Origin of the sequence: Hyphobacterium sp., from assembly GCF_043584775.1 — a bacterium.
Classification (GTDB): domain Bacteria; phylum Pseudomonadota; class Alphaproteobacteria; order Caulobacterales; family Maricaulaceae; genus Hyphobacterium.
In genome coordinates this window covers 1980920-1993929 of the sequence record NZ_CP121327.1, presented here as the reverse complement: position 1 = coordinate 1993929, position 13010 = coordinate 1980920, and the positions used below count along the sequence as shown (strand labels likewise).

8 protein-coding genes are annotated in these 13010 nt (G+C 58.8%); 4 read left to right on the top strand and 4 right to left on the bottom strand.

The window, feature by feature from the left end:
* Positions 1 to 18: 18 nt before the first annotated feature.
* The 4 genes from carB to carA form a co-directional block, all read right to left on the bottom strand.
* Positions 19 to 3333, bottom strand: coding sequence for a carbamoyl-phosphate synthase large subunit (gene carB, locus P0D52_RS09930; protein WP_394692499.1), 3315 nt, complete (start codon positions 3331 to 3333; stop codon positions 19 to 21).
* A 132-nt stretch (positions 3334 to 3465) separates the two neighbouring features.
* Positions 3466 to 5013: a peptide ABC transporter substrate-binding protein gene (locus P0D52_RS09925; RefSeq protein ID WP_394692498.1), complete on the bottom strand. Its 1548-nt coding sequence runs from the start codon at positions 5011 to 5013 to the stop codon at positions 3466 to 3468.
* A 15-nt stretch (positions 5014 to 5028) separates the two neighbouring features.
* The gene (locus P0D52_RS09920) at positions 5029 to 6654 is read right to left on the bottom strand and encodes a phytanoyl-CoA dioxygenase family protein (RefSeq protein ID WP_394692497.1); all 1626 of its coding nucleotides are present in this window, start codon (positions 6652 to 6654) and stop codon (positions 5029 to 5031) included.
* The gene (gene carA, locus P0D52_RS09915; RefSeq protein ID WP_394692496.1) at positions 6654 to 7838 is read right to left on the bottom strand and encodes a glutamine-hydrolyzing carbamoyl-phosphate synthase small subunit; all 1185 of its coding nucleotides are present in this window, start codon (positions 7836 to 7838) and stop codon (positions 6654 to 6656) included. Before carA ends, P0D52_RS09920 begins: the two co-directional genes overlap by 1 nt.
* 170 nt (positions 7839 to 8008) lie before the next feature.
* Between carA and P0D52_RS09910 the strand changes: the two genes are divergently transcribed.
* From P0D52_RS09910 to P0D52_RS09895, 4 genes are all read left to right on the top strand, one after another.
* A complete protein-coding gene (locus P0D52_RS09910) occupies positions 8009 to 8476 on the top strand; it encodes a GatB/YqeY domain-containing protein (RefSeq protein ID WP_394692495.1) in 468 nt (155 codons plus the stop codon).
* Positions 8477 to 8537: 61 nt separating this feature from the next.
* Positions 8538 to 10361, top strand: a complete 1824-nt coding sequence (dnaG, locus tag P0D52_RS09905; RefSeq protein WP_394692494.1) for a DNA primase — start codon at positions 8538 to 8540, stop codon at positions 10359 to 10361.
* A 58-nt stretch (positions 10362 to 10419) separates the two neighbouring features.
* Positions 10420 to 12480 (top strand): RNA polymerase sigma factor RpoD, encoded by a 2061-nt coding sequence (gene rpoD / locus P0D52_RS09900; protein WP_394692493.1) that lies wholly within the window; start codon positions 10420 to 10422, stop codon positions 12478 to 12480.
* Positions 12481 to 12557: 77 nt separating this feature from the next.
* On the top strand, positions 12558 to 13007 hold the full coding sequence (locus tag P0D52_RS09895) for a GNAT family N-acetyltransferase (protein ID WP_394692492.1): 450 nt from the start codon (positions 12558 to 12560) through the stop codon (positions 13005 to 13007).
* The last annotated feature ends 3 nt before the right edge of the window (positions 13008 to 13010 follow it).

The following is a 13010-nucleotide window of genomic DNA, read 5'->3' as shown; positions in this document are numbered from 1 at the left end:
GTCTGCATTGAGGAGAGATCAATTAGAGTAGGATTGCAAGGCGTGCGGTTCAAGCGCTCCTTCATCAATCTTCTCAAGTGAGCGCACAGCAGCGATCGCCGCCGAAGCCGTTGTATAGCACGGGACCTTCAATTCCAGAGCGGTTCGACGGATGGAATAGCTGTCTTTATGGGACAGTCGGCCTTCAGTTGTATTGACGATCAATTGCACACGGCCGTTCTTTATGTCGTCCACAATATGCGGACGGCCTTCATAGACTTTGTTCACGATGCGCACGTTTATCCCGGCATCTGTGAAGGTTTTGGCCGTGCCCTTGGTCGCCAGAATTTCAAATCCCAGGGCGGACAGAGCGCGGGTCGCTTCCACCATCAGGGGCTTGTCGCCTTCTTTCAGCGAAATGAAGACCGCCCCCTTTCGCGGCAGGTTGACGCCGGCTGCGATCTGCGATTTGGCAAACGCACTCTCGAAAGAGGAATCAATACCCATCACTTCGCCGGTGGACCGCATTTCCGGGCCAAGCACCGGATCCACACCCGGGAAGCGCGCGAACGGCATGACCGCTTCCTTTACGGCAACGTGCTTCGGGTTAGGGCGCTTCAGACCGAAGCTTGAAAGCTTGGCGCCCGCCATGACTTTCGCGGCAATCTTGGCGACCGGAATGCCAATCGCCTTGGCCACAAAGGGAACGGTGCGCGACGCCCGTGGATTGACCTCCAGCACGTATATCGTGCCGTCTTTTACGGCGAACTGGACATTCATCAGCCCGCGAACACCAATGGCCTTGGCCATGGCGGTTGCTTCCGCTTCCAGCTCGGCAATCATGTCTTTCGACAGGGAGAAGGGCGGCAGCGAGCAAGCGGAATCTCCAGAGTGCACACCCGCTTCTTCAATGTGTTCCATGACGCCAGCCACGAAAACATCGTCGCCATCACAGATCACATCGACGTCCACCTCGTCGGCATTTTCGAGATACCGATCAACGAGCAGCGGCGTTTTACCGGAAACGACGACCGCTTCGCGCAGATAACGCTCAAGACCTTCGCGATCGCGGACGATTTCCATCGCGCGCCCGCCCAGGACATAGGAGGGGCGCAACACCAGCGGGAAGCCGAGGATTTCAAGCGCCGCCATCGCCTCTTCTTCCGAATGCGCGATTTCATTGGGCGGCTGCTTCAGATCGAGCTTGTTGAGAAGCGCCTTGAAGCGCTCGCGGTCTTCAGCGAGGTCAATCGCATCCGGCGACGTGCCGAGAATGGGAATGCCTGCCGCCTGAAGATCGCTGGCCAGTTTCAGCGGTGTCTGTCCGCCATACTGCACCACAACGCCCAGAAGCTCGCCCGCCTGCATCTCCGTTTCGATCAGTTCTAGTACGTCCTCGGCGGTCAACGGCTCGAAATAGAGCCGGTCTGCCGTGTCATAGTCCGTTGAAACGGTCTCGGGGTTACAATTGACCATGATCGATTCGATGCCTTCTTCCTTGAAGGCAAACGCTGCATGGCAGCAGCAATAATCGAATTCTATGCCCTGACCAATCCTGTTGGGTCCGCCGCCCAGAATGATCGCTTTCTTCCGGCCGGTCGGCTGCGCTTCATCATCGGCCACACCGCCCATCGGTGCGGTTTCGTACGTCGAATACATATAGGGCGTCACGGCCTCGAATTCTGCCGCACACGTATCCACGCGCTTGTAGACGGGACGCACGCCCAGGGCCTTGCGGGCAGCTCTGACGTCGATTTCTTCTTTGCCGACCAGCTTGGCCAGCCGGGCATCCGAGAAGCCATCAGCTTTCAGCGCGGTGAAAGCCGCCGCATCGTCTGGCAGGCCGTTGGCTCGAATTTCGGCTTCGGTGGCAACGATTTCTTCGATCTGCCGCAGAAACCAGGGCTCGAACGCGCACGCAGCGTTGATTTCATCGACGGTGAAGCCCTCGCGAAAGGCCTGGGCAATGACACGCAGCCGATCCGGCGTTGGACGTGACAGCGCTGCAGAGACGGCTTCGCGCCGCGCCTGTGCGTCGGGCGCTTCGGCCAGACCGGCAATACCGATTTCGTCAAAACCGCTTAGGTCGGTCTCGAGTGAACGCAGCGCTTTCTGGACAGATTCCTTGAATGTCCGCCCCATGGCCATGGCTTCGCCAACGGACTTCATCGAGGTCGTCAGGATGTTTTCGGCACCGGGATATTTCTCGAACGCGAAACGCGGGATTTTGGTGACGACATAGTCAATCGTCGGTTCAAAACTCGCAGGGGTAGCACCACCGGTAATGTCATTCTCGATTTCATCGAGCGTATAGCCGACTGCCAGTTTCGCCGCGACGCGCGCAATCGGAAATCCGGTTGCCTTGGACGCGAGCGCCGAAGAACGCGAGACGCGCGGATTCATTTCAATGACCACCATACGGCCATCGGCCGGGTTCACCGCCCATTGCACATTCGATCCGCCGGTCTCGACACCGATTTCGCGCAGGACGGCGATGGAGGCCGTCCGCATACGCTGGTATTCCTTATCCGTCAGGGTAAGGGCAGGGGCGACGGTCACACTGTCGCCGGTATGCACGCCCATAGGATCGATATTCTCGATCGAGCAGACAATGATGCAATTGTCCGCATGATCGCGAACGACCTCCATCTCGTATTCTTTCCAGCCGAGGAGGCTTTCATCGATCAGAACCTGGCCGGTCGGTGAAGCCTCGATGCCGGCGCGGACAATCGTTTCGTATTCATCGAGATTATAAGCGACGCCGCCGCCTGTGCCGCCCATCGTGAAGGCCGGACGGATAATGGCGGGCAGGCCGATTTCTTCGATAGCCTGCATGGCCTTGATGGCACCTGCGGCCCGATCATAGCCAATGATGCGGCCATCTTCGTCCTTGATTTTGGGAGATGACACCACGATCGCGCGCGGATTCTCGAGCCCGATCTTGTCCATCGCCTCGCGAAAACGTTCCCGGTCCTCGGCCTTGTCGATGACGTCCGCTTTCGCACCGATCATCTCGACACCGAATTTCTCCAGAATGCCGCGCTCATCCAGTTGCAGGGCACAGTTCAATGCAGTCTGTCCGCCCATGGTGGGCAGCAAAGCATCGGGGCGCTCTTTTTCGATAATTTTTGCAACGATTTCCGGCGTGATGGGCTCGATATAGGTCGCATCCGCCAATTCGGGATCGGTCATGATCGTTGCGGGATTGGAATTTACCAGGATGACCCGGTAGCCCTCTTCCTTCAGCGCTTTCACCGCCTGAACGCCCGAATAATCGAACTCGCAAGCCTGGCCGATAATGATCGGTCCCGCGCCAATGATCAGAATGCTGTTGATGTCAGTCCGTTTTGGCATCCCGGCCCCGTAAAAATCTGCGCGCTTTTCGCCACCGCAATGCGCGCAAATCGCGCGCGGCGGTGCCAGAAGCGTTCGGTTGTCGTGCTAGGAGGCGGTCTTAGACCGGATTCGCAGGATTGGCGAGAGGCTTTACGCGCCGCTGACTGACAAGTTCCGCCAGATTTGTGGCTGAACATCAGGCGTAAGGCCGGACACTCGCTCGGAAATCAACCAGTGCGCCTGTTCATGAAGAAGCGGGATGATGACTTGCTGATCCAGCAGGATGGCTTCCGCCTGTTGGTAAAATCGCGTTCGTTCGGCGTCCCCTACCGCCTGCCGCGCCAGAGCAATGGCGGCATTGAAAGTGTCGGTTTCTGGTCCGCCGATTTCAAACCAGCCGGAATCATCTGCGAAACCGCCTTCCGTGAAGGGTTCCATCATGAAATTGGGATTGGCTTTCAGACCCCGATCAAAATGCGAGAGGGCAATATCGAAGTCGCCCCCATCAACTGCTGAATAGAGATCGACCGGAGCCGTTGCCAATATTTCGGTCTGGACACCCGCGCGGTTCCAGTCGTCCGCAATGGCAATGGCCAAACGCTCGCGATCACCTGACGTCGTGCGCAAGGTAATACGAATTGAATCGTCGATTCCCTCCAACTCGGGAGGTGTCCTCGAATGTGATGTCTCCGTGCTGCCGGGAATGATGCTATCCGTAGCGGAGGCGGTTTCATCCATGATCTGTGTTGCCAGAAAGGCCCGGTCCGTCATAGCGGATACAAAACGGCGCAGACCAACATTCTGCAGCGCTGGCCGCCTCAGATTGATCTTGAGATAGGTGAATTTGGGAGCCGGAAAGCTACGCACCTGATCTCCAACCTGTTGCCTCAGCAACTGAAGTTGCGTGGGCGGTGGCGCTTCGGCGAGATCAAAATCACCCGCTCTGAACATGCGTGTTCGCGTGGAAGCATCATCGACAATATCGACACGCGCGGCGGCCACTGATGCGGGTGCGTAGCTGAATTCATTTCGCACCAGATCAAAGGACAGCGCCCCTATACCGGCCAGTGTAAACGGCCCGGACCCGACAAAATTCTCAGGGCGCACCCAGTCATTGCCGTGAGCTTCGATGATGTGGCGAGGAAAGGGATAGAATTCCCGCATCAGCGTCGGGAATATCCCCAGCGGCTGCTCCAGGCGAAATTCCACAAGGCGCGGCCCGCGGGCCAGAACGCCCAATGCATCCACCGGCATGTCACCGGTCAGCACGGCACGCGCATTTTCGACGGCATAGAAATCACCGAGCACCCCGCCGGCTGTGGCGGGGTCGAGAATGCGTTTGACGGACCAGACTATATCTTCGGCCGTCAACGGCGCGCCATCGGACCAGCGGCGGTCATCCGGAATTGCAAACAGCCAGGTGTGGCCGCCATCGGGCGTCGTCCATTCTTCCGCCAGCCCCGGCCCGACGCCAAGATTAACGGAATAGTCCGTCAAAGGCGCAAAGAGTTGCTTGTAGAGCAGGGCCGAGGCCGCGAACTGTCCGATGGCCGGATCCAGCGAGTCCGGCATATTGCTGATGGCCACGCGCAAAAGACCGGGCGGCGCTTCTCGGCGTCCGCTGCACGCCGCAACGCCGAGCCCAGCCAGACTGGTCAGCATGGCGCCGCGTCGTGTCAGGCCGGATGATTGTGTCATACGGCCTGTCCCCGATTAAAGCGTTTCGACGACACGTGCCGGATCGGCGTCGCGTTTCTTGCTCTCGACGAAATAAAGCCCGCCCGTATCCCAGCGTTCGACGGCACCATAATGCTTCATCGCATCGAGCGCGGTGTAGTGAGAAATGATGGCCTTGCGCAGGCGATCCGGGTTCTTCGCCACTGTGCCGCGATGCAAAAGGCGCGCATGCCAGATCAGGACATCGCCTTTTTCGGCCGTAAACTCGACCTTCTCCAGGTTTTCGGCCGCAATCTTCTCTTCGAAGAAGGGCGTCAGGACACGCTCGGAATGGATCGGCCAGGCTCGCGTCTGGCGGACTTCTTCAGGCACGAAATTCAGGATCTTGCTTTTCTTGATATGCGGCCATTGGTGCGAGCCGGGCACAAACTGGAAGGGGCCCGAATCCGGCGTGATCGTGTCCAGAGCAAACCAGCAAGCGACATAACGCCCGCGCACTTCATCCGGATTGAGATAATCGTCCTGATGCCAGTCGCGTTGCGTCGTCTTCCAGCCGGTGAGGTTCAGATTCATCACCATTTCCTCGCCGATCAGCGAGTGCAGCGTATCGACCAGAGGCTTGTGGAGGCAGAGATCGCGGATCTCCTTGATCTCCATATAGGGGGTTTCATCATCCCAGCCACCGTCGGACGAGACGCGCTCGCGCACGCGGCAATAGGCATCCACGACGTCTTCCGGGATGAAGTTGCGCAGGATCAGATAGCCGTTTTCGCGCCAGTGCTTCTGCTGATCGTTGAGCAGGCTGGCATCGACTTGCCGCCGATCGAGTGGCGGTAACATGTTGTCGGACGGTGTTTCTTCGGAAATGTCCGACCAGCTGATCGAGGCCTTGTGCGGGTTTTGCGTATAAAACAGCAATTCCTCATCGCCGCCTTCACCGCCGGCGAGCTGAACCCGGCAAGCACCAAACCCGGCGGCGCGGGCGGCGCGCTCGAGGCTTTCCGGCGTGAAAAACCAGCGCCGCACATTGGCGGCGAGGCTGGGCCATTCCGGGCCCTTCTCCTTGCGGATTTCCGATCCATAGTTGGGCGTGGACACCATCAACAGGCCGCCCGGCTTCAATTTGGCGCGGCAGGCTTTCAGGAATGCGACCGGATCGTCGGTGAAGCTGATCACGTCCAGCGCCGTGACGACCTCATATGCGTTGCCCGGTAACTCACTGTCTTCGATACGGACGGGTTCAACCGGAATATTCAGGTGCTTTGTGCCCCATGCGGCGATCTCCTGCCAGGGGTCAACACCCTGCACTTTCCAGCCATGAGCGCGAGCATGAAAGAGGAAATATCCCGGGCCAGATCCGACATCCAGGACGTGCTTGTCCCACGGACCGGTCTTCACCACCCACGGTGTCAGGTCGCGGGCCGCATCCATCATGCGGTCGAACTTGAATGACAGGCCTGAAAGCTCCAGCGCTTTCCAGTCATCCAGATAATGTTCGGCGCCCAGATTCGTAAAATCGAAGGCAACGCCCGGATCCCGTTGGGCGAGGCCGCATGTGCCGCAGGCATTGATCGCCGCCTTCTGCCCCAGCGGTATGTCGAATGCCGGATAAGCGGTCTCGAATGTGCCCCCGCAAGCCGGACATTGTTGCGCCAGATCCATCAAGCGGTCTCTTTTTTCAAGGATGCGACGAAGCCGTCGAAGACAGCAAAACTGTCCTGCGGACCCGGGCTGGCCTCCGGATGGTGTTGCACGGACATGACAGGGCGCGAGGTCAGGCGAAAGCCGCAATTGGTGCCATCAAACAGGGACACATGGGTCTCCACCGCATCGTCCGGCAGGGAGGATGCATCCACGGCAAACCCGTGATTCATCGATACGATTTCAACCTGCCCGGTTTCATGATTTTTCACCGGATGGTTTGCCCCGTGATGACCCTGCGCCATTTTGACGGTCTTGCCGCCGAGCGCCAGCGCCAGCATCTGATGTCCGAGACAAATGCCCAGGACCGGTATGCCGGCATCAATGACACCGCGAATGGCGTCGAGAGCGTATTGCCCGGTCGCTGCCGGATCGCCAGGGCCGTTCGAGACCACGACACCATCGGGCTTCAGGGCCAGTATGTCGTCGGCTGATGACTTACCCGGCACGACAGTCACGCGCGCGCCAGCCGATACCAGCCGGCGGAGGATATTGGCTTTCACGCCATAATCGAGTGCGACCACAAGCGGGCCGTCGGCAGGCCCGACGCCATTGCCGGCTTCCCAGTCCCAGTCGCCTTCTGTCCAGTCGGCGGGATCGCCGGACATGACGTCGGCTGCGAGTTCGCGGCCTTCCATCGTCTTCGCGCTGCGCGCGGTTTCGCGCAAGGCATCGAGATCAAAGCTGTCGGTATCCGAGTGAGCGATCACGGCCATCGGCATGCCGCTCTCCCGGATCCGGCGGGTAATGGCGCGCGTATCGACGCCGGATATACCGATAATCCCGCGCTGAGCCATCCAGTCGGCGAAATGCGCCATGGAGCGATAATTGGCCGGCGAGGTCATGTCCGCTCGCATCACCATGCCCGTGGCGGCGCGCTTTGCGGCGTCGCAGCTGGCCTCTTCATCCGCATCATTCGTGCCCACATTTCCGACATGGGGGAAGGTGAAACAGACGATTTGTCCCGCATAGGACGGGTCAGCGAGGATTTCCTGTTGGCCGGTCATGGCCGTGTTGAAGCACAACTCGCCGACTGATTCGCCTGTCGCGCCAAGGCCTTCGCCCGTGAATACGGTGCCGTCAGCGAGGACCAGACGGGCATAACCTGTTGGCTTTTGGGCTTGATTTTTTTGCGTCGTCGTCATACGAGCGCGCTCCTTGCAAAAAGAGGGCGGGGATCGCTATCTTTTATATCTTGGTGGCGCGCGAAGCTAGGAGACGCGCCGCAAAGCGTCAAGAAACGACCTGAGCAGGAAAACGGTTTAAAAACAAAAGGCTTACGGATTGTCCGTCAGGCATTGAGGTTATCGGTGGCATGTCCATACGTGAAAGAATTACATCCGATCTGAAAACGGCGATGAAAAACAAGGATGCCGTGCGTCTCTCCACGCTCCGCCTTGTGTTCACCGCGATAAAGGATCGCGACATTGCAGCCCGCGCGGAAGATCGCTGCCAGGGCTGTGAGTCCGGCGAGATCATGGCCATCCTGCAGAAGCTGGCCAAGCAGCGGGACGAAAGCGCGGAAACTTATGAGAGCGCTGGCCGTCTGGATCTGGCGGAAAAGGAGCGCGCCGAGGCTGAAATCGTGCGCGAATACCTGCCCAAGCCCATGGATGAAGATGAAATCGAGGATGCGGCACGCGGCGTCGTCGATGAACTCGGTGCCACGGGCTTGAAAGACATGGGCAAGTGCATGGGCGCTCTGAAAGAGCGTTACACGGGCCGCATGGATTTCTCCCAGGCCGGCGCAAAGATCAAAAACCTTCTGACCAACGCAGCGTGAGCCGTCGCCATTTGGCGCGGCATGACGTAGTCTGCCGGTCTCCTCAGCGGCCGGATACACCATGCGTCTGACAGACGATTTCAAGGATGAAATTCGTGCCCGGGTCCGGATGTCCGACCTGGTCGGGCGAAAGATTCAATTGAAACGTCAGGGCCGCGAGTTTGCCGGCCTGTCGCCGTTCAAAAAGGAAAAGACCCCCTCCTTCTTCGTCAATGACGAGAAGAAGTTTTACCATTGCTTTGCCTCCGGCGAACATGGCGACGCGTTTGACTGGCTGATGAAGATGGAAGGCCTGTCTTTCATGGAGGCGGCCGAGCAACTCGCTTCGATCGCGGGCATTCCCTTGCCTAAAGCGGATCCCGAGGCGGCGAAAAAAGCCGAGGCTTCCAAATCCCTGATCGAATGGATGGAGCTGGCTCAGCGCTTTTATTCGCGGCAATTGCGCTCGAACGCCGGTGCTGATGCGCGCCATTATCTGGAACGGCGCGGCTATGGGCCGGCGGAATGGGAAACATACGAAATCGGGTATGCGCCCGATTCCCGCTCGGCTTTGAAAGACGAACTCATCGCCGCAGGCGCCAAGCCGGGAGAGTTGATCGATTGCGGCCTGCTGATCGCACCGGACGATGGCGGCACGCCCTATGACCGCTTCCGTGGACGCATCATGTTTGCCATCCGCGATCCGCGCGACCGGCTGGTGGCTTTCGGCGGACGGGCCATGTCGGCGAATGCCCGGGCGAAATATCTGAATTCGCCGGAAACCCCGATTTTTCACAAAGGGCATAACCTCTATCGCTATCCGCAAGCCCGCAAAGCCGCTGCCAATCCGAAATCCGGCGCGCGCGGACTGATTGTCGCCGAGGGCTATTTTGACGCGATTGCGCTCGCTCGTGCCGGTATCGAACATGCCGTGGCACCGTTGGGGACTGCGCTGGGCGAAGACCAGATGCAATTGCTCTGGCGCGCCGGAGGCGAGCCGACATTGTGCTTTGACGGCGATAACGCCGGCCGGATGGCGGCTAATCGCGCCGCAGAGCGCGCACTGCCTTTGCTGGAGCCGGAGCGGACCTTGCGCTTTGTCTTTCTTCCCGAGGGCAAGGATCCCGACGACATGCTGAGAGATGATGGAGCAAGCGCCCTGAAGGAGGCCCTGGCAAATTCGCGGCCTCTGGCATCCATCCTGTGGGATATCGAGGCAGAAAAAGAGCCGCTGGATGATCCGGACCGGCGAGCCGGTTTTCGAAAGCGGCTCCGCGCCTTGCTTTACCGAATCGAAAATGCAGATGTGCGCGCAGAATATCAGCGAGAATTCGATCAGAAGCTGGAACAGATTTTCGGATCGGCGCGACGCTCGGGCGGACGATACTTCAAGAAAGGCGCGGCGCTTGGCGCGACCGCCGAAACAAAACGCCTGGTCGAAACGGGGCCGGTGCCAACCCGCTTGCGGCATTTGCTTCTGGCTGCGGTCGAATATCCCGAAATTGCTGAAAACCAGGCTGAGATGCTATCTCTACTCAACTGTGTGCAGTTGAACGCACTTCGGGATGCTATTCTGGATGCGCTGGCGGGAGGGCATGTCGAGCATTCGGGTGGCTTGCGAAATCACCTTGCAGGACAGGGGTTTGCGAGTGCATTGAAGCGCCTCGATCTCGAGAGGCAGCCCATGCGGGCGGCTCTGGGTGGAGAGACCGCAACTGTTATCCAGCGAGAAGAGGCTTGGACACGCATCGCAAGCGATTATATGGAACAGACGGGGTATAATAAGCAACGGCAGGAAATGCGGTCTCGGCTTGCCGAGGAAATCGAGAATGATGATGCCGATACGTTGCGCGGCTTGATGGAAATTCATCGCCGCGGCAAGGCGCGTCGGCAGACTGACCAATAGGTCGGGCACAGTCAGGAATTACGAGCGGCGTCATGCCGCCGGACGGGAAAAACGGATAATGGCAACAAAAACGAAATCGACAGCACCAGCCAATTCCGGCGAAGCGCCACAGGATGGACCGCTGCTCGATCTCACGGATCAGTCCGTAAAGGCAATGATCAAGGCCGCGAAAAAACGCGGCTTCGTCACGCACGATGAAATCATCAAGGTTCTGCCCGAAGAAGAGTTCACTTCGGAACAGATCGAGGATGTGCTCGCGCAATTGTCGGAAGTTGGCGTCAATGTCATCGACAACGAGGATTCCCCCGACGACGAGGATGATAGCAAGACGAAGTCCGAAGACGGCGACGACGACAAGGACGATGACGACGACGAGGGCGGCAAGGCTGTTACCGCCAAGGGGTCTACGGCGGTTACGGGCCAGAACACTCCGTCTTCGGCGGATCGCACGGACGATCCGGTCCGCATGTATTTGCGGGAAATGGGCACCGTTGAGCTCCTGTCTCGCGAAGGCGAAATTGCCATCGCCAAGCGCATCGAGGCCGGCCGCAATGCGATGATCCGCGGCCTGTGCGAAAGTCCGCTGACGTTTGAAGCCATCATGGTCTGGCGCGAGGAAGTCGCGGAAGGCCGCGTGCTGTTGCGCGACGTCATCGATCTTGATGCGACCTATGGCGGCAAGAACCCGCAGCCGGACTATTCCGAGACCGGACGGCCGGACCAGCAGCCTGGCGGTAAGCCGGAAGACAAGCCCAAGCCGAAGATGCCGGAAGGGCATGAAGAGAAGAACAAGGACGACCAGACCGAAGACGAAGGCGGCGAAGACGATGATGATGACGAAGAGGAAGGCGTAAACCTTTCCCTCTCCGCCATGGAAGCCGAGCTGCGTGAAGAAGTGATGGTGACGCTCGATGCGATCGCCGCAGACTTCGCGGCCTTCCGAAAGCTTCAGGACAAGCTCGTCACCGCGCGCGCCGAAGGCAAGGACCTCACCAAGCAGAGCCGCGAAAAATACGAAGAGCTCGAAAACCGGATTGTCACGGAGCTTAACAGTCTCCACCTCAACAATGCCCGGATCGAAGCGCTGGTCGAACAGCTCTATGCGATCAACAAGGAATTGATGGCGCTGGAAGGCAAGCTTCTGCGTATGGCGGACGCCCATGGCGTTTCGCGCATCCAGTTCATGGAAGCTTATTTCGGAAACGAAACAAATCCGAACTGGCTTGACGAATATCAGGACAAGACCAAGGCGTGGAAGCGGTTTGTCGAGCGCGAGGCGGTTGAGGTCGAGAAAGTTCGCGAGGAAATCGCCGAGATCGCAACCCGGTCCGGCGTGCCGGTGGATGATTTCCGTCGCATCGTGAAGGCTGTCCAGAAAGGCGAACGCGAAGCACGCATTGCCAAGAAGGAAATGGTTGAAGCCAATCTCCGCCTCGTTATTTCGATTGCGAAGAAATACACCAATCGTGGGCTTCAATTCCTGGATCTGATCCAGGAAGGCAATATCGGCCTCATGAAAGCGGTCGATAAATTCGAGTATCGACGCGGTTATAAATTCTCGACCTATGCCACTTGGTGGATCCGTCAGGCGATCACGCGATCCATCGCGGATCAGGCCCGCACCATCCGGATTCCGGTGCATATGATCGAGACCATCAACAAGATCGTTCGCACGTCGCGGCAATTCCTGCACGAATGGGGCCGCGAGCCGACGCCGGAAGAGCTGGCCGAGAAACTCGCCATGCCGCTCGAAAAAGTGCGCAAGGTGATGAAGATCGCCAAGGAGCCGATCTCGCTCGAAACGCCGATCGGTGACGAGGAAGATTCGCATCTGGGCGATTTCATCGAGGACAAGAATGCGGTTCTGCCGATTGACGCTGCCATCCATGCGAATTTGCGCGAAACCACGACGCGCGTGCTCGCCTCGCTCACCCCGCGTGAGGAACGCGTTCTGCGGATGCGCTTTGGCATTGGCATGAATACCGACCACACGCTGGAAGAGGTCGGCCAGCAATTCTCGGTGACCCGCGAGCGCATTCGTCAGATTGAAGCCAAGGCGCTGCGCAAGCTCAAACACCCGAGCCGCTCTCGCAAGCTCCGCAGCTTCCTCGATAACTAGACGTTTCAATTTCCGGCGATCAGGTTTGGCCCATCGGTATCACCGGTGGGCCAATCCATTTGCAACTGGAGAAAGATATGACCGAACTCACTATTCGCGCCGCCCGCCCGAAAGATGCGCCGGCGATTGCGCGCCTGTCGCGCGAACTCAATGAAGTGGTCGGCGATTCAACCGAGCACTGCACGCCGGAAAACATCAAGACCACCCTGTTCGGTCATGACGCCAGCTTTCACGTGCTGGTTGCGGAAAAGGATGGGGCTGCCGTCGGATATGCGGTCTGGCATGCCTATTATGATAGCGGCCATGGCGGGGCCGGGGCCTGGCTGGCCGAAGTTTGCGTCGGCCGGGATGGCCGCGGCGAGGGCGTGGGACGGGCCCTGTTCGAGGCAGTTATTGAGGATGTCCGGGAAAGCCCGGCCACCTTCATGATGTGGACCTCATCAGAAACCGATGCCGCCGAAGGTCTCTATGAAAGCTCTGGCGGCAAGGCCAAGGCCGTTCGCCGCTGGGAGCTCAACGACCTTTAGCTT